Origin of the sequence: Marinobacter halophilus, from assembly GCF_003007685.1 — a bacterium.
Lineage (GTDB): Bacteria > Pseudomonadota > Gammaproteobacteria > Pseudomonadales > Oleiphilaceae > Marinobacter > Marinobacter halophilus.
Genome location: NZ_PXNN01000006.1, coordinates 14,314 through 33,991 on the forward strand (window position 1 = coordinate 14,314; position 19,678 = coordinate 33,991).

Genomic DNA, 19,678 nt, shown 5'->3' on the forward strand with positions numbered 1-19,678 from the left:
AGTAACGCTTGACGTTAATAGTGTGGCGCGTCATTATTGGACTCATGATCCTATCATTCAAGTGTAAAGATACCGAAAAGCTGGCGAACGGACGTCGTGTTAAGCGCTTTGTGAATTTTGAGCGCGTGGCGTTGAGAAAACTGCGACAGCTGCAGGTAGCGACTCAATTGGATGATCTGAAAGTGCCACCGGGTAACAGGTTGGAGCCGTTGGCCGGGGACCGCCAAGGCCAGTACAGTATTCGCATAAACAAGCAGTACCGGGTGTGTTTTCGCTGGACTGCGTCTGGTGCAGAAGACGTTGAAATTGTTGATTATCACTAGGAGGTAACTCATGCGTACCATTGATCCCGTAACGCCGGGCGAGTTACTGAAAGAAGAGTTTCTTGATCCCATGGGGATCTCCCAGTATCGGCTCGCCAAGGAAATAGGCGTGCCCGCCCAGCGCATTGGCCAGATCATAGCTGGCAAGCGTTCTATAACCGCCGACACGGATTTGCGCCTTTGCCGATTCTTCGGCTTGTCAAATGGCTATTGGTTGCGAGCGCAAGCCGCCTACGATACCGAGGTTGCAGAGGATACTTTGGCTGAACAGCTTAAGAATATTCGACCTTGGAATTCGGCATCCAAGTTAGACCACAGGGCATAATCGGGTAGCCGAGGGTATCTAACCCCCAGCCCCCACAACACCCTGCATGCGGCTCCGCACAGGGCGTTTCACCGGGAATGATGAAGTTTGATCCATCCATCGCGCAGCGATACCAGTCCCTCGGCTTTCAGGTAATCATTGGATAATGCCTGCTGAATACTCGGGGTCTTGGAACTGCGCCATGGCCCTTTGCTGGTGATGCCACACGCAACGGCAGCCTGTACATGAACGCCCAGCCTCATCAGATTCCGGACTTTGGTGGCGGAGTGCCGCCCACTTGCTTACGCCACTGTCGCCAGTGAGCCATCCTGACGCGGCGACGGATCCGGTGGTCCAGATCGCAGCAGCGCTGGTAGCCGGTGGCGATACCAAAGTAGTGAATCCAGCCACGGATATACTGGCTGATTTTGAAAAGCTGGTAGTGCATCGACACGCCCCAGTTCCGGTTCGTCAGTATCCGAATGCGCTGCTTGAACTTGCGCAACGTGTACGGGTGCCAATGGATCTGGGTTCCCTTGAAGGTAAATCCCAGGAACTTGCTCTCATTGGTTCTGACCACACGGCTCTTGGTCGTGTTGACCGTCAGTTTCAGGCAGTGTTCCAGGAAGTGGCTGATACTGGCCAGTACCCGGTCGCCAGCTCGGTGGCTGTTTACCAGAATGGTAAAGTCATCAGCAGATCGTGATTCACCCGATCGAAGAACTTCGACAGGTCCACATCCACGGCAAAGCGCCTCCCTTCCTTGAGGATGCTCTGCACCCGTCGCACTGCCTGGTGCGCGTTGCGACCCGGCCGGAAGCCGTAGCTGTCCGTTGAGAATCCCGGGTCGAAGATTGGCATCAGAATCTGGGCAATGGCTTGCTGAATCACCCGGTCTACCACCGTTGGAATGCCAAGCTCACGCTTGCCACCGTCCGGCTTGCCGATTACAACCCGCCTTACCGGCGCCGGTTGATAGTCGCCCGAGAGAATCGACTGCCTGACCGTGTTCCAGTGGCCAGCCTTTACCCAGCCGGGGAATTCGTCGATGGTCATGCCGTCGACGCCTGCTGCCCCTTTGTTGGCTCGAACTTGCTTCCAAGGCTGGCTTCGTCACCGTACGCTGAGTCACGTCACTGCCGGTCGGCATTCGTGTGTTCAAGTCGGTCAAGGCTCCTCCTTTATTCTCGGTGTTAGGCCCTTCACCCTGTCCCATCCATTACGACGGGCGTTTGGCTACTATGGCCGCTGCTGACTTCTGCTCAATCACCGGCGGAGTTACCCCCGTCGGCGCTATCGGTGTCCATCTCGTTCGCTCGCAACCGCCGATGGCAACGGCTGCGCCCAGGCTTGATCGACCAGGAGCCTGACTGGTAATTGACCGATCGCTCGTTGAGCAGATCCCGATACGTCGGACCGCCCCAGATAAGGACATGCACTGTCACTGCACTGCTGCATCATTTACGGTGGCCGTTAGATCACGTGGCTTCGTCGTCTGGTGCCAACTCGCCTTCAGCCTACGCCTCGTATGATGTTCTTGTTCATCAGCTCGCAGTTTTGCTAGCGGCTTACTTCCGGCCGGCGCTCCGGAGATCGCTCCTCGCGGATCGGCCCTTGCCATTCGCTAGTGGTTAGCGTTCAATCGGCTAAAGCCATTGAACGGTGATCTTCCCACAGGGGACTTTCACCTCATTAGTTCATGCCCATGCTGGGCGTACACCAGGGGCTGCAGCCGACCACTTTTCCGGCGCGGTGCGCCTCCAAAGCGGCGGCTGAGCCCAAGCGTTAAATCAATAGTGATATCGAACCTGGGCGATAAGTAAGGCATCATCCGTGACCTTGTACACCATTCGGTGCTCCTCATTGATTCGGCGAGACCAGTAACCGGCGAGGCTGTGCTTGAGGGGCTCCGGTTTACCAACACCGTCGAACGGTTCTCGCTTGGTCTCTTTGATCAGCTTGTTGATTCGGTTAAGGATCTTTTTGTCGGTTTTTTGCCAGTATAGATAGTCTTCCCAGGCGTTCTCGGAGAAGATGAGTTTCACTCAAGAAGTTCCTTTTCTTGACCACCGCCTTGCTCCAGCTCGGCAACGGATTCCATCAAACGCCGCGCGTTTTTTGGTGCGCGCAGAAGGTATGCAGTTTCTTGCAGCGCCTCGTAGTCCTCAAGGGAGATCATTACCACGGACTGCGACTTGCTCCGGGTGATGATCACAGGGGAATGGTCCTCACAGACCTGTTCCATGGTTTTTGCTAGATTGGTTCTAGCGGCTGTGTAGCTTATGGCATCCATAAGGCTGCTCCTGTACAGGATGTGGTCCATGAACAGGATACCGTACGCCAAAGGATTTAACAATCGGCTGCACAGCGACCGATTTTCCGTCGCTTCGCGGCTCCAAACCGGCCCGGGAGCCGGGCGTTAAAGCGAAAAAACCGAGTCGTGGCACCTGATACTCATCCGTGTCAAAATTGAGTGATACGCGAACGAGAGGTTTCTTCCATGAATCTTCAGAAAATTGAAGACGAGGCGCTCCACCTTCCCAAAGAGGAGCGAGCCCAATTGATCCATCGACTGGTGTTGAGTCTGGAGTCTCCGTCAGAAGAAGAGCTCAGGTCTGATTGGTTGCTTGAGGCCCGACGTAGAAGCGAAGAACTCGATAATAGCGCAGTTCAGGCTGTGTCTGGTGAGGATGTCATGAGGAAGGCTAGAGCACTGATCAAATGAATTACTCTTTTCACCCGGCAGCGGAAGCCGAGTTCCTGGAATCAGTTGGTTATTACGAATCAAAAGTTCCGGGATTGGGTGGTGCCTTTATAGAGGAATTTGAGGCCCTGGCCAATTTAATTGGCGAGTCACCAAAAGCCTGGCAAGCTGAGTTGCCACCAGATATTCGTAGAGCGCCCCTCCACAGATTTCCCTTGTCTATCGTTTACCGAGAGAGCCCTGATGGTTTTCAGGTTCTGGCTGTTTCCCATGACCGCCGGCGTCCGCAGTACTGGTTGGGAAGGCTTTAACAATCGGCTGCAGAGTGACCGATTTTCCGCCGCTTCGCGGCTCCAAACCGGCGCGTGATCCGGGCGTTAAATGCCAGTGACCGCGAGATCCAGTGCCGCAATAATCTGATCCCTGAAATGTAAGAGAGAACCAACGGGATTTTTGAGACTTTTTTCTGGTACCGAGGATATTTGAGGAGTCATTAACAGCAACTGCTGATCGTCGAACGATAGTTCAGGCGTGAGACCCCGCATCGACTGGCTCCCAAAAGCTGAATGCTTGCCCAACGGAATAACGATACGAGTTGCCAGATCCGTCAGGAGGCCACTCTGAATATCGACGAGGTAGGGATATTGAGTTTTGCTGGTTTTGCTTGGGTTGGAGTAAACATCGAACTGCGCCATCAAAACTCCCTGAATTCGTCACCGAAACATCCATGTTGCTCGACAAACTCGTTGTAGCTTTTGATCGCAGCGCGATTTTCTTCGACCCATTGAGCGGCTTCGCGTTTCGAAAGCTCTTCTTTCAGGGCTCGCTCCAGGGTTGCAGACAGGTTAATGTTCAGATCCCGGGTTTTGCGGAGCAGGTCACTATTAACTGACAAGTTTGCTGCTTTTTTGGGTGCGGCTGTGTTGTAAAGTTCGGCCATCATAGTCTCCGAGGGGCTGTCACATGCATTGCTTCATCCTATGCGCATCGACATGCGCACGCAAGAGCATTTAACAAGGCACGGAAGACGGACGCGTGAGACGCGCCGCTTCGTTCAGCGTGTGTGCCGGGCATGGCACATGTTAGTGGCCAATTAAAATGAACCACTACTGGCCATTAAATTTGACCCACCCCCGGTTGTTCCGGAGCTATGGACTGCCGGAACTGGCAGTGCGGTAACGGGTTGAATCAAGTCACTGAATCGCCGTGGTACGTGATCCGTATGCCCGGTGATGTGGGAGGAGAGGCATCGTGAGGTGTCTCCCTATCCCGATTAGGGCTGATCGTAGTGTCCACCAATGGCGAAAATATAAATGGATTTATCATCGAACCGGTATATCAGCCTATCCTTCTGTGAGATGCGTCTTGACCACAGGCCTGATAAATTGTGTTTGAGGGGTTCAGGTTTGCCGGTGCCAGTGGATGGATCTTCAGACCGGAGCATTTCTTTCAACAATTTGCAGAGAGCCTTGTGCAGCTTTTTGTCTTTCTCGCGCATCTTTTCATAGGCTTCCCAGGTGTTGCCCTCAAATACCAGTGATCTCATTCATCTGCTCATCATCAGGTGTGAATCCTTGGCCACGGCTGTGAGTGTTGAGGGAGGCCGCAATCTGTTGCATCAGGTCTCGGTTCTGGAGAACGTGCAGGGTTTCTTGCTCTCTCTCCCAGTCCTCAGCACTAATAATCACGAAAGCCTCTCCGGCACGACGCGTTACCTTGAGGGGTTCGTGTCTACTAATGACCTGCTCGACAAGGTTTTTCAGATTGTCTCTAAATTTGTTTACACTGATTATGTCCATATCTTCACCATCACGTACGGAAACTCCGTACAACTATAGCGCAATAGCCCTAACAAGGCCAAGCACAGCGACAGCTTTTACGTTGCTGCTTCGCCTCCACTACAAAGCTGCGCGTGTTGGCAGAGTAAGTAAGATGCCAATAGGCACACACTCTGCTAGGCTCGTTCCATGAAGCAAATTAACTGGAATGCTGAAAAGAATCAGCAGTTGATGAGCGAGCGCGCCGCTGCCTTTTGCGCCATGCAGTCATTCCTATGCCTTATTGACATGTGACACGTGACACGTGACACAATACGCTTCAATGCATGATCAAGTCCTTTTCTGACAAACGAACCCAAGAGCTTTACTCCAAGGGCGAGACAAAGAAATTTCCTGCCAGACTATGGCCTGACCGTTACGGGGTTGGCTGCATCTCTGGGTGTCTCTCGCCAGTCAGTTAATGAACTTCTGCGTGAGCGCCGTGCGGTCAGTCCTGAAATGGCGCTTCGGCTTGCCCGTTTGTTTGGTAACTCTCCAGAATTCTGGCTGAATGCGCAGCGATCTGTTGATCTTTGGACGGCGGCTCAGTCGGTCAAGGAAGAAGTGGATCGCATCAAGCCGCTACATGCTGCATAACAAGTCGCACCAGTACGCGTCCTGCGGCCGCCGGACGCCCCTTTCGGGGCGCCCTGGGCTCAGCGTTGAGGCTGTAGAAAAACCCCGAAATCCCCATCCTGGTTTGGTAAAGTCAGGCAAACGGACACGTTCTGCATTTCACCACCCTGGCCAAGTTTGTCAGTAGCCACGCCGATGAGATCGAAGAGCTGTTCGAACAAGTTCTGCTGGTTTGCCACGAAGAGGGCCTGTTGGGTAACGCGCTGTTTGCCATCGACGGTTGCAAGATTTCCTCCAACGCCGCCAAGGAATGGTCCGGCACCTTTAAGGAAATGGGTGAGTGGCGGGAGAAGTTGCGACGACTGATCCGCCATCACTTGAAGGAGCATTACGAGCGGGACGAGGCCGAAACCGAAGCCGAACTGGACCGGGATACCCGCCGAGCCTACTAATCCGGTTTTCTGCAACCTCGTTAGCTGTGATTGCCTCACCTGCAAAGTGATACTATAGTGTCACTATCAATTTGGATCAGGGTGAGCCCATGAAAGTTGAGCTTGTTACAAACCTTAAACGCCAAGCCACAAAAATCTTGGCAGACCTGCATCTGTCTAAAGAGCCAGTACTGATCACTGAACATGGCCAGCCATCGGCTTATCTTGTTGATGTGCAAGATTACGAATTCATGCAGCGTCGGCTTGAGCTGCTTGAGGGGCTCTCACGAGGAGAGCGGGCTGTACTTGAGGGAAGAACGTACAGTCAAAGTGAGGCCAGGGAGAAAATGAGTAAATGGCTGAAGTAATCTGGACTGAGCCGGCCCTTCAAGAGTTAAACGCAATCGCAGAGTACATTGCTCTGGATAATCCTGCAGCTGCGAGTCGCCTGGTAGAAGAGGTTCTCGATAAAATCGACCGCTTGGAAGATTTTCCGCAATCCGGGCGGATTCCTCCAGAGCTCCCTAATTCGGTATATAGGGAAGTAGTTGTTCCACCATGTCGCATTTTTTATCGTGAGGATGAGAAGCGGGTTTTCGTCCTCTATGTTATGCGAGAGGAGCGGCAGCTTCGTGCGTACATGCTTGGGAACAGCTAACCGGGCGCGTCACTCGGATGCCTTTGTCTCCGCTTCGCTACGTCAAAGTCACCGGTGCGCTTCGGGTTGAGGCTGTAGAAAAACCCCCGAAATCTCCATCCCGGTTTGATAAAGTCAGGCAAACGGACACGTTCTGCATTTCACCACCCTGGCCAAGTTTGTCAGTAGCCACGCCGATGAGATCGAAGAGCTGTTCGAACAAGTTCTGCTGATTTGCCACGAAGAGGGCCTGTTGGGTAACGAGCTGTTTGCCATCGACGGTTGCAAGATTTACTCCAACGCCGCCAAGGAATGGTCCGGCACCTTTAAGGAACTGGGTGAGTAGCGGGAGAAGTTGCGACGACTGATCCGCCACCACTTGAAGGAGCATTACGAGCGGGACGAGGCCGAAACCGAAGCCGAACTGGACCGGGATATCCGCCGAGCTTACTTCCAGGGCCGTTTACTGCAATGCCGGCAAGTCTCGTTTACTATCGATAACAAACGCCAGCCGAACTACACGGACTGGATGAGGCACCGTATCGACAGCCAACAGGGCAAAGAGATCCACAGCCACCGAATGTCAGTGGTGGAACCGGTGTTCGGCAACATCGGCACGAACAAACGGCTGAATCGCTTGAGCTTGTGAGGCAAGAAGAAGGTGTAGGGCCAATGGCAGCTATACTGCTTGGTGCATAATATTGAGAAGTTGGCGAATTACGGGCGGTTAGGGCGTGATACCGGCATTGACACCGTCAAAAGGGCCGAAACTGATGGCTGAACATTGGAACGATGATAATCGGCTAGCTGGTGGAAGCCACAAAAATTTTTGGAATTAGGTGCTGGGGAGGGCTCGAAATCGGGTTTTCTGCAGCCTCGTTATGCACAGGGAGAATTCGGTGCAACTGTTTGAAACCGAGAGGTTGTTCGCAAGGAAGTTGTCACACCAAGACCTTTCCGCTCTCGCTGAAATTTTAAGTGATCCCGAAGTAATGGAATATTCGGTTCGCGGAGTTTGCGATGTGGCGGCCACCAAGAAGTTTATCGACTGGTGCGTGGAGTGTTATGCCTCACGCGGCATTGGTCCGTGGGCATTGGTAAAAAAAGACTCCGGCGATCTTATTGGTTTCTGTGGTGTCGGGCCAGAACTAGTTGCCGGTGTCGAGGAAACCAACCTGGGTTATCGGTTAGCGCGAAAGTTTTGGAATCAAGGTTTTGCAACAGAAGCCGCCATAGGAGTTTTAGGCTACGCGTTTGGTCAGAAAAAATTCTCATCGGTAGTTGTCATCATCGAACAAGAAAATGGCGCTTCAGTCAGGGTTTCGGAGAAAGCAGGATTCAGGCATTACACAACACTGGAATTTCATGGTCAGTCAGTACGTTTGTACCGGATGACCTGCCGAGACTGGAGTATTTTGCATAACAAGTACGGTTAAGCGACGTTCCTGACGTCGCGCTGATCTTGCATCGTTTTTCGGATACGGGGCACTAAGCGGGGCGCGATGATCCGAACTTGATGACCGAGCTTGGTCATCTCCCGGGCTCAGTAGTGGGCACCAGTGCAGGCCTCCGTGCCAATGGTTGGAACATCTATGATGACACCTCCTGCTTCGGATTGAAGGTGTCGACGCTTTCGAGCAGGCACATGGAGGCGGTGGCAGCGGCTAAATGAATGTCCAGGCCAATACCCTCGTAATCTTATTTCCCTGCTTCATCTCTATTTCCCGAATATCAACTGCACCGAGCTTACCAATCAACTTTTTTGCCGGCTTAACATTGTCAGCTTTTGAAACGAGGCTGGTAAACCAGTGGCATTGCGTTGAATACACCTTGCTTTCTCTTATCAGCTTTTTCAGAAACAGCTGTTCACCCCCTTTACACCAAAGCTCTGCTCCCAGCCCGCCAAAATTCAGAGTGGTGGATTCGGCTTTTACTTTTTGTTCGCCGCGGCTACGGGCAAGGTTATTGAGTTTAAGCTGGCTGCCTTTAAGTGCTTCATCGAGCGAGGCATGGAAGGGTGGGTTGCACACGCTGACGTCAAAGAACTCCCCGGTTTGAATGATCCCTTCAAACATGTGGTTTTTATTGTGTTGCGTGCGTAGCGTGAAGCGATCTTTGAGTGTGGGATTGTTGCTGATAATCGTGGCTACGTTCTCAAGCGACTGAGCGCTAATGTCACTTCCGACACACTGCCAGCCGTAAATTTGGCAAGCTAGTAACGGGTAGATTCCATTTGCTCCAGTCCCTATGTCGAGTAGCTTGATGCTGGGCCGTGCAAGTCTAGGTTCAATTAAGTCCGCTATGTAATGGATATAATCGGCTCTGCCTGGGATGGGAGGGCAAAGCGCGCCCTCTGGAATATCCCAACCGGCAACGTTGTAGTATCGGTTTAATAACGCGGCATTGAGAGTTTTTACTGCCAATGGGTCTGCGAAATCGATGGAAAGGTCGCCATAAGCGTTCGGTTTTACATGGGGGGCCAGTGTTGGGTGGCTTTTTACGAGAGCAGGGAAGTCATAACCTTGGTTGTGCAGATTCCTGGGGTGCAGACCTTTGCGAACAGGCTTGGTTTTGCTTTTTTCACTTCGATGGTGGGTGCTCACAGTATTAGGCCTGGGGCTTGGAGTTCAATAGTGGAGTAGGTCTGACTTGGGCAGTAATTATATGATTAATGTATGGCATGGGCATACTCGGCAGTTCGAGGATCGCGAGAGGCCTCCGGTTATGCGTGTTTTGCATAACTAATTACGGAAGGAGGCTGGATGAGGCGAGCGGAAATCACTCTGATCATCAGCTTCACCGAGGCACTTTGTCACATTTCTTCATGAACCTGACCATAGGTCAGCATCGCGAACAAACCGGTACCGCCGAGAATGTTGCCGATGAGAACCGGGGAAATATGGTAAATCAAGGCGGTGAAGATATTCATGTCCCCATTGAGCACCAAAGTGAAAATTTCGTTTGACCCCGCAATCACATGGGTAAACTCACCCGCCGCGATCAGCCAGGTAAACATGACGATAACCAGCACTTCGGATCTTTTCGCGGAAGGCAGCATCCACACTATTGCAGCTATGAAAAAGCCTGACGGAATGCCGCGCAAAAGCGTCTCAGCCGGGGTCAGTGTTGCCAGGTGGTGCGATATCTCCAGGATCGCTGCGAAGGTGTCGACGGGAAGGATATTTCCGTGGACCATGATGGTGGCGGTAATAAACGTGCCACACAAATTTGCCCCCAGCACAATGCCCCAAAGGCGTGCGGTGCAATAGAACCGGTCGCGCGTCGGCTGGGCCAGAACCGGCAGCACGACGGTGATGGTGTTTTCGGTGAACAGTTGAAGCCGGCACAGGATCACGAGGACAAACCCGAACGAGTAGCCCAGGCTTTCAATCAAGGTCAGGTAGGGGTGATCTGAGCCGAGATTGGAGCGGATAGTGCCTTCGACAAGGACCGAGGTCGAAATCCCGAGCCCCGCGGCCACTCCAGACCACCATAGCGAGATGTTCGGGCGCCGCAGCTCCTCTTCGCCCTCGCGCAGGATGATGGAGTAAAGAGTCAGTGAAGTTAAGCCGCCATGTTCGGCTACGGTATCACGTTCTTTCGGAGTCAGTGACTTTTCGCTCGGCGTTGGTGTCTGTTCGCGCGATTCACGATCCTGGGCCTTGGCGCGAGACTCTTGTTCGTCCGCGGCTTTCTTGGCTTTCTTTTCGAAGGATGTATCTCTATGAGCTTCCCTGTCACTCATTCTGCTGTCCTTAAGCCATCCAGAAACGCTTGAGTTGCCGCGAGATGGGGCTTGCTGGAAAGTTATCTTCGATAACAAGCATAGCTCAGATGCTGTATTAGGGCACAACGCAAGCTGAAGAACGGGTTAAGTGATGGTGATTATCTGATTTTATTATTCACTGCAACAATTTTTTTCGATTTCAGATATAATCACCTAGAGAAGCTGGTGATTTAGCCAGTATTTAACTGAGAGAACATCATGAGCAAGAAACCCGTAAAAGATACGATAACTACTGCCACAATCGAGGAGCAAACGGCTGCTTTTTTAAAGTCTGGCGGGGCGGTTGAATATGTGGTTAAGGGTAGAAGTGGGCAAATCGCAACTGCAGGTTCGAAGCAGATTAACCTGAAGAGCAGCTGATGTATTCGGTGCCTGGCATCGAAACACTGAAAAAATTATCCAATTGACATCTTTTGTCTCGTCGCATTTTTGGTGTGGTTTCGTGACCGTATCCAAAAATTCCGGCACACAAAAGATGTTTTTTTTTACGCCAACTGGATAGATAGGCTATCTGGACGAAGAAGCTGTGTTCAGCCACACCAAATATCTGGAACGCGTGGACAGCGGCAAAAATGAAAATGTCACTTCGCCACAGATTGCCACTGACTACTGGCAGTTGCCTCAAGATGCCAGGCTAAGTGATGTGATCATTGGGGGCAGGGCTGATGAAGCCAAACACCGGGATGCTAACCACGTTTTGCCGATCAGCTGACATCTGGTGTGCGGGATTAAGGCCTGTGTTCAGGCCTTATCTCAGGTGCATTCGACGGTCGTCTATTTCAATTGCCTGGAACTCAACCCTAACACTCGGCGGGCAATGACCAGTTGCTGGATTTGCTGAGTGCCCTCGAAAATATCAAGAATCTTTGAGTCGCGGGCCCATTTCTCCAACAGTTCGTCTTCGGTGTAGCCCAGGCTGCCGGCCAGTTCAACACAGCGCAAGGTGATGGCGTTACCCACGCGACCAGCTTTGGCCTTGCAGATAGACGCCTCCAGAGTGTTGGCTTTCTTGTTGTCGGCCATCCACGCGGCTTTTATGGTCAGCCAGTAGGCGGCCTCCCAGTCTGCTTCCATCCGGTAGATTTCCGCCTCCGCTGCTGAGCAGTTGTCCACGGGTTTGCTGTAATCGTAGGTTATGCTCTCTTTGAGTAGCTCTTTAATGCGCTCCAGAGAAGCTTTGGCACAGCCGACGGCCATTGCGGCCACCAGTGGCCGGGTGTTGTCGAAGGTTTCCATGACCCCGGCAAAGCCCTTCTTGGTGTCAATGTCCGGGCTGCCCAGCAGGTTGTCCGCCGGCACCCGGCAGTCCACGAAGTTAATGGCCGCCGTATCGGATGCACGTATGCCGAGTTTTTTCTCCAGGCGCGCCAGTTCCATGCCCGGGGTACCCCAGTCCACCACAAATGACTTGATGGCAGCCCGGCCCAGTTTCGGGTCCAGTGAAGCCCACACCACCACACAGTCGGCGCGAGAACCAGAGGTTACATAGATCTTCTCGCCGTTCAGCACGTAATGATCACCGTCTTTACGGGCGGTGGTGCGAATGGCCGCGGAATCCGAGCCGCAACCGGGTTCGGTTATGGCCATGGCTGCCCATTTGCCTTTAAACCTTTCCAGCTGCTCATCGTTGGCTACGGCGGCGATGGCCGCATTACCCAAGCCCTGGCGGGGCATGGCCAGCAAGAAACCGGTATCGCCGTAACACATTTCCATGGCGCCCAAACACACGCCCATGTTGGCGCCGTTTTTCACGCTGCCGTCGTTCTGCACCTTGCCGCTGCCGGTGGTGGCGGCGCCGGCGGAGTTGGCCGGATCACCTGCATTAAAGCCGTCCAGTACTGACGCCAGCATATCCAGTTCTTTCGGATACTCGTGCTCGCCCCGGTCATATTTACGGGAGATCGGGCGCAGGCTGCTGCGGGCTACCTGATAGGCGTTGTTGATCAGTGGTCTGAACTTCTTGGGAATGTCGATATTCATGTTTGTCTCCCTGCTTACAGGTGCAGGCCGCCAAAGGCGACACCGATGGCACGCAGATCCCGGTACCAGCGCTCAACCGGGTATTCGTGAGTAAAACCGTGACCGCCCAGCAACTGAACGCCGTCGGTGCCGATTTTTATGGCCTTGTCTTTAACCAGAGTACGAGCCAGATGCGCTTCGCGCTGGAATGACTTGCCTTGTTCGGCGCGGCTGGCAGCGCGATAGGTGAGCATGCGCATAGCGTCCAGCTCAATGGCCATGTCGGCGATCATGAACGCGACAGCCTGGCGATGACTGATCGGCTCGCCAAAGGCAGTGCGGTCGTTGCAATACGGCACCACGTAGTCGAGCACGGACTGACAGGTGCCGATGGCCAGAGCACACCAGGCCAGAGTGCCCAGGTCGACAAAGGCACGGTAATCAAAATCGCCGGTACCGAGGCGATTTTCCAGGGGCACCCGCACGTTATTTAGTTTCAGTGGGCGCTGACCACTGGCCCGAATGCCCATGGACGGATCATCACCGGCTGACAAGCCCTCGCTGCCGCCCTCGACGATGAACACCGCCGGGCCGTCATCGGCCTGGGCCGCCACCAGAAAGAGTTCTGCTTCGGCGGCCAGCGGCACCAGGGATTTTTCGCCATTAAGTACATAGCTGTCGCCGGTTTTGCGCGCGGTGGTTTGTAGCATCATGGGATCGAACAGCGGGCGTGGTTCACACAGGGCGATGGTGGCTTTGGGTGGGTGTTCTTCGGCAAATGTGCTCAGGTATTTGCTCTGCTGTTGAGCGCTACCCCATTGGGTAAGCGCATTAGCGACGCCCATCGGTGCGAGGATAGCCACGGCCTGACCCATGTCGCCCTGGGCCAGGTCTTCGGCCACCAGCATGCTGGATACGGTGGAGCGTTCGGTGGCGGCGCCCCCCAGGGCTTCCGGCACGGCAAAGTAGTTGAGCCCCAGTTCCAGCGCCTGGGAAACCACCTCTTCGCTGGTCTGTTGTTGAGTATCTGCATGTTCTGCCTGATCTCGCAGCACTTCACGGGCAAAGGACTGAACGCTGTCGCGGATCATCTGCTGTTCGTCGGTGATGCTCAGGTCAAACAGATCTCGGGTATGACCAGGCGCGTTCAGCCGCTGCGGCTTGCTGCCGGGTTTGCCGGAGTTGAATGCACGGGCGGTGGTGGTGATCACCTGAAAGCCACTTTTGGTGAACGTGTAGGCAAGCCGTTCTACGGTCTTGCGCATACCGATCTTGTCCAGCACTTCCGAGCCGGAGAGCCGGTGGAGTGCGGTAAGCGCATAACCAACTGCATCTTTTGCCATGGGGTTTTGCCTCGTAGTTGTGTCCATTGGATTCGATTATGGACCTTGGAGGCTCAGTCACATTGACCAGTGTGACCATGGGTTCGGGCCAATTGGCAAACCTGCTGTCGCCATAGGCCTGCAAGCGCCCGTCAGTGATGGGGGGGAGCATGCTAAGTAGCGAAGATTTAACGTATCATGCGGTGAAAGGCTTTATTGTAGAGATCCATGACTATTCCTATTATGAACGTGAATGAGCCTGAAGTTTCCTGCTCAAATTGTCAGGCCTGTTGTTGCCGTCTGGAAGTAATGATCATCAGTGACACCGGGGTTCCTGAGCGGCATATTGCGTTCGATGAATGGGGTGGAGAAACCATGTTGCGGTTAGCGGATGGCTGGTGTTCCGCGTTAGACCGCAACACGTTCCTGTGCACGATTTATGAGAAACGCCCCTGGATTTGTCGAGAGTTTGAAATGGGGTCCTATGAATGTCGCGAGGAAAGAAACAGGTGACTGAAACCGTCCCCGGTCTGTTCTGCTCTCACTGTGAGTCGAATAAATGCCAATGAATGTGCGATTTTCGGATTTTATCAGGGCAGAAATAGAGCCGATTCTTCAGGCTTGGGAAGAATTTGCCGAAACCATTCTGCCTGCCGAACGTATGGACAGGAGCGGGCTGCGCGACCACGCCAGAGAAATGCTTCTGGCGATTGCCGATGATCTCGAATCACATCAGAGTGAAGAAGAACGAGCGGCCAAATCGAAAGGCCACGGGCCAGAAGGTAAAGGGCCGAAAGGCAAAGGGCCGTCCTGGGCGGAAGTGCACGGTGGCGATCGCCACAGCAGCGGCTTCAGCGTTATGGAGACGGTATCCGAGTTTCGGGCCCTGCGTTCGAGTGTGGTGTCACTCTGGTCGAAAACGCATTTGATAGTTTCGGAACGGCAGCTTGGGGACCTTACCCGTTTTCATGAAGCCATTGATCAGGCTGTCGCCGAATCGCTGGAGCATTATGCGACGGTTAAAGAGATGGAAACTCGCTTGTTCGGCGCCATTTTGGTGGCATCTCCCGATCCGATTTTTGTGCTGGATCTCGAAGGTCGGTTCATCTACGCAAACAAGGCCACGGCCGACCTTTTTGGTCTGGAGCTTGAGGCCATTCTGGGAAAGACGGCCTTTGACCTCGGGTTTTCATTCGCTTCGGATATCAAACCGAACCTGGTAACAGTCATTGCTGAGCAGTCCAGCTTTCGAGGCAAGTTTATTCACAGGTTCAACTCCGGTATCGGTGAGCGGTTTGAATACTTGCTTGCGCCGGTGCTGGATGAGCATCATCACACTGAAGCGACGGTCTGCATTCTGCAGGATGTGACCGAACGAACGCTTGCCGAGGAAAAAGTCTGGCACAACGCCCACCATGATCTTCTGACCGGGTTGCCGAATCGACGTTTGTTTCTTGATCGGCTGGATCAGGAAATCAAGCAGGCTAAACGCGGTAAAGCGCCCATTGCGGTGTTGTTTATGGATCTTGATGGCTTCAAGGACATCAATGATTCCCTCGGCCATGATGCCGGAGACCGTATATTGTCGGAAGTGGCAGAACGGCTTACGGATTGTGTCCGGGAGGCCGACACGGTAGCCCGTATGGGGGGCGATGAGTTTACCGTGATGCTCACCGGCGCGCAGCAGCGCAAGGATGTGGAGTTTGTGGCCCGGGCCATTATCAATGCGCTGGAGCGGCCCTTCAGGATCGCTGAACAGACTGTCGGGCTCTCCGCAAGCATTGGGGTTTCCTTCTACCCGCAAGACGCATGTTCCCCTCCCGCGTTGCTGGAAGCTGCAGACCAGGCTATGTACAAGGCCAAAGATTCTGGTTCAGACCGGATGTGTTTTTACGACACCCTCTACGAATAAAAAAAACACATGTAATGAAGCAAGATGCGGATGTGATCTCCCGCCTGAAGCCCAGCCCTCACCACTGTCCTATGCGCGACAGCGAACAGACTGCCTATCTCCGTCGACGTACCTTAGGGGCACATCCTGAATCCCACATCTCGTGGCGATTCAGTTCTCTTACCGGTAATGATGCAGGTAAGAGTGGATTTGATGCAGACGTTAATAAGGACACTATTGTCCAGCTGATTTATCCGTTTCGAAGGAGATTCTTATGAAAAAGTTACATTCACTTGCTTTCTACGCTCTGGTCACTCCGGCTATCGCCTTGGGTGCAGGTTCTGCGTTGGCTCAACAATCCGATGCTCAGAATGCTGATCGTCAACAGCAGGGAACTCAGAGCTATCAGGGCGCTGATAAATCCGATCAGCAAAAGTCGGCAGATCGTATGCAAATGGGTGACAAGTCAGGCATGCAAACTCGAGGCTACATGAGCGCTGTTCCGGCTGAAGGCCGGCAGGCGAGTGAGCTGATGGGTGCTGATGTTCGAACCGCAGATGATGAAAACATCGGTTCGGTGAATGACCTGATTATTGATAAGGACGGTCAGGTTGTTGCGATTGTAGTCAGCGTTGGCGGATTCCTGGGTATGGGTGAGAAAGACGTAGCCATTGCCTGGGATAACGTAACGCAAACCGGCACCGCAGAAGAGCAGCAACTTCGGGTTGATGTAAGCCGAGATGAACTGAGCAGTGCGCCTGAGTTTGAAAAGCGGGATTGAATTCCAGTACCCCAATTTCAGTAGTGGTTTGAAGAAATGCTGGAATGAATACAACGGTGGGGGCGAAAGCCTCTGCCGTTTCTGTGTTGGTCGGATTAGCTCGCAGTCATACTTCTCCAGGACGCTCTTTCAGATACCATGAACATTATTCTGGTCGTACTGGCCTTGTTGCTGGTGATTGCTACCGCTCTACCACTTCTGCGATTCGACCAATGGTGGGTTCGCGTTTTTGATTTTCCAAGAGGGCAGATTGCCATCTCAGGCGCTGCCGTTATTGTCATCTTTATTTTTTTCTGGGACCCACATCGCGTTTACGAATCTGTTGTTCTGGGGCTGTTGGTGCTGGCCGTGGGGTATCAGGCAGTAAAGATGTTGCCTTACACGGTGCTGATGCCCAAGCAGGTAATGGCTGCGGAATTACCCTCTGGGGACACCAACCTCAAACTGTTTGTTGCCAATGTGCTGATGGATAACCGACAGTCAGATGCACTTCTGCAGATTGTGCGCGAATACGATCCGGACATGATCCTGACCGTGGAAACAGATGAGTGGTGGGAAAGAGCACTCACGACCCTGGAAGAAACGTATCCACACACTCTTAAATATCCGCTCGATAACACCTATGGCATGCTCGTATATAGTCGACTGGAGCTGATTGATCCCGAAGTCCGCTTTATTCTCAAAGACAGCATACCGTCGATGCACATGCAGGTGGTGTTGCCGTCAGGGGACCGGGTTTTTATGCATTTCGTGCATCCGGACCCACCCAATCCGAAGTATGCGACCGAGACAACCGAACGTGATGCGGAAGTGCTGATCGTGGGCCGGGAAGTGGAGACGCGCGACAAACCAACCATCGTTGCCGGGGATTTCAACGATGTGGCCTGGTCCCAAACCACCGGGCTGTTCCAGAAAGCCAGTGGCCTGCTTGACCCCCGCGTTGGTCGGGGTATGTACAACACTTTTAACGCCAAGAACCTGCTCCTGCGCTGGCCGCTTGATCACGTTTTCCACTCCAATCATTTCAAGCTGGTTCGCATGGCGAAAGGGCCTGCCTGGGGCTCGGATCATTTTCCGATATTCATCGAGCTGAGCCTGGAGGCCGGGGCAGTAGCCGAGCAGGAAGAACCGGATACGAGCCGGGCAGAGGGGGAGCAGGTAGATGAAAAAATTGAAGAGGGTGAACAGCACAAAGGTGAGTGAGCCATTCAGGAGCGAGTGGCCGAAAACTCAGCCGTTTTGCGCACAGCGTCGATATCGTCCTGAAGAGACATAGCGTATTCCGAGCGGGCAAGCGCCATCCGTGAATGTTTTTTCGCGGCGGCAACCAGCGACTGGTTACCTGTTTCGGCCAAGGCGAAGAACGCTTTCTGCAGCCGGATGGACACTTCAACGATACCTGCGCCGTCACGAGCAATTGCGGTAAAGGCGTCGTCGAACATGTCCTGGGTCGTCAGCTCCGGCACCGATACACGATCATAAGTGATCGGCAGCATTTGATCCTGTTCGAGCGGAGATTGCCAGAGCGTAAAGAGTCGTACCAGTGTACCAATGACATTGATCGCGGTTCCCGGATCATTGATGCCGGGCGAAAGCGCTTTGTCGGCGATTTCAGACAGGGCAAGTAACCCGAAGCGGGGATCATCTTCAAAAGATCGGTTTGAACTGATCTTGAAGGCGCTGGAAAAAACTTCTGGCTTTATTAACGTCTCCCACTGTCCAGTAGGCTCTTCAATGCGCAGCAGTGGGCGATGTGCGGTCACAAATGTACCTGGCAGGGCCATCACCTTTACGTGGCAATTGAGCTCTTTGGCGCAGGTTTGCAGTTTTTCCAGATCAATATGTTGAACATAGCCAACCGTTGAGGCGCATACGGGGATGCCTTTGTTCTCGGGCTGGTTCAGTGACACAGTCAAAGCGCCAAGTGTGGGCGCATGGCGACGACGATCCAGTGCGCCGTGCGCCGCTTTTTCCACTTGTTGAATGGTATTTACCACCCGACCCAGCCTGGCAATTCTGTCTACCCAACGAACGAAAGTGATGATGACAATGGCAAACACCAGAAGGGTAAGCGCGAAAATCGCAAATCGACCAGCAGAGTCAAACAGGTGATTCTGAATGGTAATCAAGGAGACAATGCTGAAGATGAAGGCGCCTATAAACGCTGACAAAGCGTTCTGGGTAACGTCATCTGCAATAACCAGCGGTATCGAGCGAGGTGTCGCCCGGGTGCTGGCGGAGGTATAAGCGGCCACCATGGAACCCACCGCAAATGTTGCAATAACCAGCATGCTGGAAGCCATGATGGACAGTAACGACTCGACTGACTTCAGGGTGACTCTGGGCAACACACTCGACAGGCCCGTATCGTCGGCCAGTCTCGCGATGAATGTGCCGCCGATAGAAAGCACACACAGCACCAATGGCTTGACCCACAAACGCTCCTTAATTCGACTGAAAACAAAGTGCAGGCTGTCTAAGGTCAATGCTTCGATTCCAGTATGTTGTCAAGCTGGTTTTCGGCCTGAGCCGCGCCTATCACGGTTTTTAAATAGCGTTTCATGTACATGGTATTTTCCTGAATGCAGACAGGCAGCGCACCATAAGGTGGCTGTCATCGTGATTTGTCTTCCAGCTCGGCCATTGTCACCCGGCCTGGCCTAAAATCATAGCCAACGTCGACAGCCCGGTCGGTGCACTAGTCCACACAGCGGCGGAGTCTTCATTTGTCGCGATCCGAAAGTGTGGTGAGAGCGTGGTGAGGGTTCGGTAACGCACGGTGAATGAGGCCCTGCAGTTATATGCTTCATTAACTGGCGCCTGGCGCGTCGTAATTATCTGGAGGAAAACTTATGGGTATCATCATATGGCTCATCATGGGCGGCCTGGTAGGTTGGGTTGCTAGCCTGATCATGGGTACTAACGGTCAGCAGGGCATCATCCTCAATGTCGTGGTCGGTATTGTTGGCGCGTTGATTGGCGGGTGGCTGATCGGCGCCGGATCGATAAACGAGGGCATCACTGTCATGAGCTTCGTTGTTTCACTGATCGGTGCGGTCATACTGCTCGCCATAGTGATCCTGATTCAGCGACTCCAGCACCGCTCCTCGCGGTAGGTAGACGTCTCGCCCGCCACGCACCAACTG

29 protein-coding genes and 2 pseudogenes are annotated in these 19,678 nt (G+C 53.3%); 17 read left to right on the forward strand and 14 right to left on the reverse strand.

Annotation, left to right across the window (positions count from 1 at the left end; all coding sequences use genetic code 11):
* Positions 1-44 precede the first annotated feature (44 nt).
* On the forward strand, positions 45-323 hold the full coding sequence (locus C7H08_RS04175; RefSeq protein ID WP_106670524.1) for a type II toxin-antitoxin system RelE/ParE family toxin: 279 nt from the start codon (positions 45-47) through the stop codon (positions 321-323).
* Positions 324-333: 10 nt separating this feature from the next.
* Entirely contained in the window at positions 334-648 is a 315-nt protein-coding gene (locus tag C7H08_RS04180; protein WP_106670525.1) for a HigA family addiction module antitoxin, read from the forward strand.
* A 241-nt stretch (positions 649-889) separates the two neighbouring features.
* Here C7H08_RS04180 and C7H08_RS18335 read toward each other — a convergent pair whose 3' ends face one another.
* The 5 genes from C7H08_RS18335 to C7H08_RS04195 all read right to left on the reverse strand — a co-directional run bounded on the left by C7H08_RS18335 (position 890) and on the right by C7H08_RS04195 (position 2,920).
* On the reverse strand, positions 890-1,207 hold the full coding sequence (locus tag C7H08_RS18335) for a group II intron maturase-specific domain-containing protein (RefSeq protein ID WP_227663377.1): 318 nt from the start codon (positions 1,205-1,207) through the stop codon (positions 890-892).
* A gap of 92 nt (positions 1,208-1,299) precedes the next feature.
* A complete protein-coding gene (locus C7H08_RS18340) occupies positions 1,300-1,683 on the reverse strand; it encodes a reverse transcriptase domain-containing protein (RefSeq protein WP_227663376.1) in 384 nt (127 codons plus the stop codon).
* Positions 1,684-1,889: 206 nt separating this feature from the next.
* Complete coding sequence (locus tag C7H08_RS18085; RefSeq protein ID WP_133169818.1) at positions 1,890-2,072, reverse strand: hypothetical protein; 183 nt, start codon at positions 2,070-2,072, stop codon at positions 1,890-1,892.
* A gap of 345 nt (positions 2,073-2,417) precedes the next feature.
* Entirely contained in the window at positions 2,418-2,672 is a 255-nt protein-coding gene (locus C7H08_RS04190) for a Txe/YoeB family addiction module toxin (RefSeq protein WP_106670526.1), read from the reverse strand.
* Positions 2,669-2,920 carry a type II toxin-antitoxin system Phd/YefM family antitoxin gene (locus C7H08_RS04195; protein WP_106670527.1) on the reverse strand — a complete coding sequence of 84 codons (252 nt, stop codon included), beginning with the start codon at positions 2,918-2,920 and terminating at the stop codon, positions 2,669-2,671. Before C7H08_RS04195 ends, C7H08_RS04190 begins: the two co-directional genes overlap by 4 nt.
* Positions 2,921-3,127: 207 nt before the next feature.
* Here C7H08_RS04195 and C7H08_RS04200 point away from each other — a divergent pair, with 207 nt between their 5' ends.
* Positions 3,128-3,352 carry an addiction module protein gene (locus C7H08_RS04200; protein ID WP_106670528.1) on the forward strand — a complete coding sequence of 75 codons (225 nt, stop codon included), beginning with the start codon at positions 3,128-3,130 and terminating at the stop codon, positions 3,350-3,352.
* Positions 3,349-3,642, forward strand: coding sequence for a type II toxin-antitoxin system RelE/ParE family toxin (locus C7H08_RS18090; RefSeq protein WP_133169819.1), 294 nt, complete (start codon positions 3,349-3,351; stop codon positions 3,640-3,642). Before C7H08_RS04200 ends, C7H08_RS18090 begins: the two co-directional genes overlap by 4 nt.
* A gap of 66 nt (positions 3,643-3,708) precedes the next feature.
* On the opposite strand, the gene C7H08_RS04205 is transcribed toward C7H08_RS18090, so the two are convergent.
* The 4 genes from C7H08_RS04205 to C7H08_RS04220 form a co-directional block, all read right to left on the reverse strand.
* Positions 3,709-4,026 (reverse strand): CcdB family protein, encoded by a 318-nt coding sequence (locus C7H08_RS04205; RefSeq protein WP_106670529.1) that lies wholly within the window; start codon positions 4,024-4,026, stop codon positions 3,709-3,711.
* Complete coding sequence (locus C7H08_RS04210) at positions 4,026-4,274, reverse strand: type II toxin-antitoxin system CcdA family antitoxin (RefSeq protein ID WP_423793502.1); 249 nt, start codon at positions 4,272-4,274, stop codon at positions 4,026-4,028. Before C7H08_RS04210 ends, C7H08_RS04205 begins: the two co-directional genes overlap by 1 nt.
* A gap of 330 nt (positions 4,275-4,604) precedes the next feature.
* Positions 4,605-4,877, reverse strand: a complete 273-nt coding sequence (locus C7H08_RS04215; RefSeq protein WP_106670531.1) for a Txe/YoeB family addiction module toxin — start codon at positions 4,875-4,877, stop codon at positions 4,605-4,607.
* Complete coding sequence (locus tag C7H08_RS04220; RefSeq protein WP_106670532.1) at positions 4,858-5,130, reverse strand: type II toxin-antitoxin system Phd/YefM family antitoxin; 273 nt, start codon at positions 5,128-5,130, stop codon at positions 4,858-4,860. Before C7H08_RS04220 ends, C7H08_RS04215 begins: the two co-directional genes overlap by 20 nt.
* A gap of 387 nt (positions 5,131-5,517) precedes the next feature.
* Between C7H08_RS04220 and C7H08_RS04235 the strand changes: the two genes are divergently transcribed.
* From C7H08_RS04235 to C7H08_RS04260, 6 genes and pseudogenes are all read left to right on the forward strand, one after another.
* The gene (locus C7H08_RS04235; RefSeq protein ID WP_265013617.1) at positions 5,518-5,745 is read left to right on the forward strand and encodes a HigA family addiction module antitoxin; all 228 of its coding nucleotides are present in this window, start codon (positions 5,518-5,520) and stop codon (positions 5,743-5,745) included.
* Between the two features lie 128 nt (positions 5,746-5,873).
* Positions 5,874-6,170 (forward strand): annotated as a pseudogene (locus C7H08_RS04240) (transposase); the annotation flags it as partial.
* 95 nt (positions 6,171-6,265) lie between these two features.
* Positions 6,266-6,523, forward strand: coding sequence for a type II toxin-antitoxin system Phd/YefM family antitoxin (locus C7H08_RS04245; protein ID WP_022990189.1), 258 nt, complete (start codon positions 6,266-6,268; stop codon positions 6,521-6,523).
* Positions 6,511-6,813, forward strand: coding sequence for a type II toxin-antitoxin system RelE/ParE family toxin (locus tag C7H08_RS04250; protein ID WP_106670535.1), 303 nt, complete (start codon positions 6,511-6,513; stop codon positions 6,811-6,813). Before C7H08_RS04245 ends, C7H08_RS04250 begins: the two co-directional genes overlap by 13 nt.
* A gap of 130 nt (positions 6,814-6,943) precedes the next feature.
* Positions 6,944-7,573 (forward strand): annotated as a pseudogene (locus C7H08_RS04255) (transposase); the annotation flags it as partial.
* A gap of 118 nt (positions 7,574-7,691) precedes the next feature.
* Positions 7,692-8,228 carry a GNAT family N-acetyltransferase gene (locus C7H08_RS04260; RefSeq protein ID WP_106670536.1) on the forward strand — a complete coding sequence of 179 codons (537 nt, stop codon included), beginning with the start codon at positions 7,692-7,694 and terminating at the stop codon, positions 8,226-8,228.
* A gap of 228 nt (positions 8,229-8,456) precedes the next feature.
* Here the strand turns inward: C7H08_RS04260 and rlmF are convergent, their stop codons facing one another.
* Positions 8,457-9,395, reverse strand: coding sequence for a 23S rRNA (adenine(1618)-N(6))-methyltransferase RlmF (gene rlmF / locus C7H08_RS04265; RefSeq protein WP_106670537.1), 939 nt, complete (start codon positions 9,393-9,395; stop codon positions 8,457-8,459).
* Positions 9,396-9,604: 209 nt separating this feature from the next.
* Complete coding sequence (locus C7H08_RS04270; RefSeq protein WP_106670538.1) at positions 9,605-10,537, reverse strand: formate/nitrite transporter family protein; 933 nt, start codon at positions 10,535-10,537, stop codon at positions 9,605-9,607.
* 240 nt (positions 10,538-10,777) lie between these two features.
* On the opposite strand from C7H08_RS04270, the gene C7H08_RS18150 reads away from it, so the two are divergent.
* Together C7H08_RS18150 and C7H08_RS04275 are read left to right on the forward strand one after the other, a co-directional pair.
* Positions 10,778-10,939 carry a hypothetical protein gene (locus C7H08_RS18150; protein ID WP_165793926.1) on the forward strand — a complete coding sequence of 54 codons (162 nt, stop codon included), beginning with the start codon at positions 10,778-10,780 and terminating at the stop codon, positions 10,937-10,939.
* A 151-nt stretch (positions 10,940-11,090) separates the two neighbouring features.
* Positions 11,091-11,291 (forward strand): alternative oxidase, encoded by a 201-nt coding sequence (locus C7H08_RS04275; RefSeq protein WP_279303195.1) that lies wholly within the window; start codon positions 11,091-11,093, stop codon positions 11,289-11,291.
* 62 nt (positions 11,292-11,353) lie between these two features.
* On the opposite strand, the gene C7H08_RS04280 is transcribed toward C7H08_RS04275, so the two are convergent.
* Together C7H08_RS04280 and C7H08_RS04285 are read right to left on the reverse strand one after the other, a co-directional pair.
* Complete coding sequence (locus C7H08_RS04280) at positions 11,354-12,559, reverse strand: acyl-CoA dehydrogenase family protein (RefSeq protein ID WP_106670539.1); 1,206 nt, start codon at positions 12,557-12,559, stop codon at positions 11,354-11,356.
* A 14-nt stretch (positions 12,560-12,573) separates the two neighbouring features.
* Positions 12,574-13,881: an acyl-CoA dehydrogenase family protein gene (locus C7H08_RS04285; RefSeq protein ID WP_106670540.1), complete on the reverse strand. Its 1,308-nt coding sequence runs from the start codon at positions 13,879-13,881 to the stop codon at positions 12,574-12,576.
* Between the two features lie 207 nt (positions 13,882-14,088).
* On the opposite strand from C7H08_RS04285, the gene C7H08_RS04290 reads away from it, so the two are divergent.
* The 4 genes from C7H08_RS04290 (at position 14,089) to C7H08_RS04305 (ending at position 17,735) form a co-directional block, all read left to right on the forward strand.
* Positions 14,089-14,373, forward strand: coding sequence for a YkgJ family cysteine cluster protein (locus C7H08_RS04290; protein ID WP_106670541.1), 285 nt, complete (start codon positions 14,089-14,091; stop codon positions 14,371-14,373).
* A gap of 46 nt (positions 14,374-14,419) precedes the next feature.
* Complete coding sequence (locus C7H08_RS04295; RefSeq protein WP_207768285.1) at positions 14,420-15,772, forward strand: diguanylate cyclase domain-containing protein; 1,353 nt, start codon at positions 14,420-14,422, stop codon at positions 15,770-15,772.
* Positions 15,773-16,025: 253 nt separating this feature from the next.
* Positions 16,026-16,532, forward strand: coding sequence for a PRC-barrel domain-containing protein (locus C7H08_RS04300; RefSeq protein ID WP_106670542.1), 507 nt, complete (start codon positions 16,026-16,028; stop codon positions 16,530-16,532).
* Positions 16,533-16,670: 138 nt separating this feature from the next.
* Positions 16,671-17,735: an endonuclease/exonuclease/phosphatase family protein gene (locus tag C7H08_RS04305; protein ID WP_106670543.1), complete on the forward strand. Its 1,065-nt coding sequence runs from the start codon at positions 16,671-16,673 to the stop codon at positions 17,733-17,735.
* A gap of 5 nt (positions 17,736-17,740) precedes the next feature.
* Here C7H08_RS04305 and C7H08_RS04310 read toward each other — a convergent pair whose 3' ends face one another.
* The gene (locus tag C7H08_RS04310; protein ID WP_227663373.1) at positions 17,741-19,018 is read right to left on the reverse strand and encodes a DUF2254 domain-containing protein; all 1,278 of its coding nucleotides are present in this window, start codon (positions 19,016-19,018) and stop codon (positions 17,741-17,743) included.
* 366 nt (positions 19,019-19,384) lie between these two features.
* On the opposite strand from C7H08_RS04310, the gene C7H08_RS04315 reads away from it, so the two are divergent.
* The gene (locus C7H08_RS04315; protein ID WP_106670545.1) at positions 19,385-19,648 is read left to right on the forward strand and encodes a GlsB/YeaQ/YmgE family stress response membrane protein; all 264 of its coding nucleotides are present in this window, start codon (positions 19,385-19,387) and stop codon (positions 19,646-19,648) included.
* The last annotated feature ends 30 nt before the right edge of the window (positions 19,649-19,678 follow it).

Excerpts from the sequence above, each read along its gene's own strand:
- C7H08_RS04245 (WP_022990189.1), top strand. The coding sequence starts at position 6,266 with ATGAAAGTTGAGCTTGTTACAAACCTTAAACGCCAAGCCACAAAAATC.
- C7H08_RS04315 (WP_106670545.1), top strand. The coding sequence starts at position 19,385 with ATGGGTATCATCATATGGCTCATCATGGGCGGCCTGGTAGGTTGGGTT.
- C7H08_RS04195 (WP_106670527.1), bottom strand. The coding sequence starts at position 2,920 with ATGGATGCCATAAGCTACACAGCCGCTAGAACCAATCTAGCAAAAACC.
- C7H08_RS04280 (WP_106670539.1), bottom strand. The coding sequence starts at position 12,559 with ATGAATATCGACATTCCCAAGAAGTTCAGACCACTGATCAACAACGCC.
- C7H08_RS04220 (WP_106670532.1), bottom strand. The coding sequence starts at position 5,130 with ATGGACATAATCAGTGTAAACAAATTTAGAGACAATCTGAAAAACCTT.
- C7H08_RS04205 (WP_106670529.1), bottom strand. The coding sequence starts at position 4,026 with ATGGCGCAGTTCGATGTTTACTCCAACCCAAGCAAAACCAGCAAAACT.
- C7H08_RS04250 (WP_106670535.1), top strand. The coding sequence starts at position 6,511 with ATGGCTGAAGTAATCTGGACTGAGCCGGCCCTTCAAGAGTTAAACGCA.
- C7H08_RS04285 (WP_106670540.1), bottom strand. The coding sequence starts at position 13,881 with ATGGCAAAAGATGCAGTTGGTTATGCGCTTACCGCACTCCACCGGCTC.
- C7H08_RS18090 (WP_133169819.1), top strand. The coding sequence starts at position 3,349 with ATGAATTACTCTTTTCACCCGGCAGCGGAAGCCGAGTTCCTGGAATCA.
- C7H08_RS04200 (WP_106670528.1), top strand. The coding sequence starts at position 3,128 with ATGAATCTTCAGAAAATTGAAGACGAGGCGCTCCACCTTCCCAAAGAG.
- C7H08_RS18150 (WP_165793926.1), top strand. The coding sequence starts at position 10,778 with ATGAGCAAGAAACCCGTAAAAGATACGATAACTACTGCCACAATCGAG.
- C7H08_RS04295 (WP_207768285.1), top strand. The coding sequence starts at position 14,420 with ATGCCAATGAATGTGCGATTTTCGGATTTTATCAGGGCAGAAATAGAG.
- C7H08_RS04305 (WP_106670543.1), top strand. The coding sequence starts at position 16,671 with ATGAACATTATTCTGGTCGTACTGGCCTTGTTGCTGGTGATTGCTACC.
- C7H08_RS18340 (WP_227663376.1), bottom strand. The coding sequence starts at position 1,683 with ATGACCATCGACGAATTCCCCGGCTGGGTAAAGGCTGGCCACTGGAAC.
- C7H08_RS04175 (WP_106670524.1), top strand. The coding sequence starts at position 45 with ATGATCCTATCATTCAAGTGTAAAGATACCGAAAAGCTGGCGAACGGA.
- C7H08_RS04210 (WP_423793502.1), bottom strand. The coding sequence starts at position 4,274 with ATGATGGCCGAACTTTACAACACAGCCGCACCCAAAAAAGCAGCAAAC.
- C7H08_RS04290 (WP_106670541.1), top strand. The coding sequence starts at position 14,089 with ATGACTATTCCTATTATGAACGTGAATGAGCCTGAAGTTTCCTGCTCA.
- C7H08_RS04300 (WP_106670542.1), top strand. The coding sequence starts at position 16,026 with ATGAAAAAGTTACATTCACTTGCTTTCTACGCTCTGGTCACTCCGGCT.
- C7H08_RS04180 (WP_106670525.1), top strand. The coding sequence starts at position 334 with ATGCGTACCATTGATCCCGTAACGCCGGGCGAGTTACTGAAAGAAGAG.
- C7H08_RS04270 (WP_106670538.1), bottom strand. The coding sequence starts at position 10,537 with ATGAGTGACAGGGAAGCTCATAGAGATACATCCTTCGAAAAGAAAGCC.
- C7H08_RS04215 (WP_106670531.1), bottom strand. The coding sequence starts at position 4,877 with ATGAGATCACTGGTATTTGAGGGCAACACCTGGGAAGCCTATGAAAAG.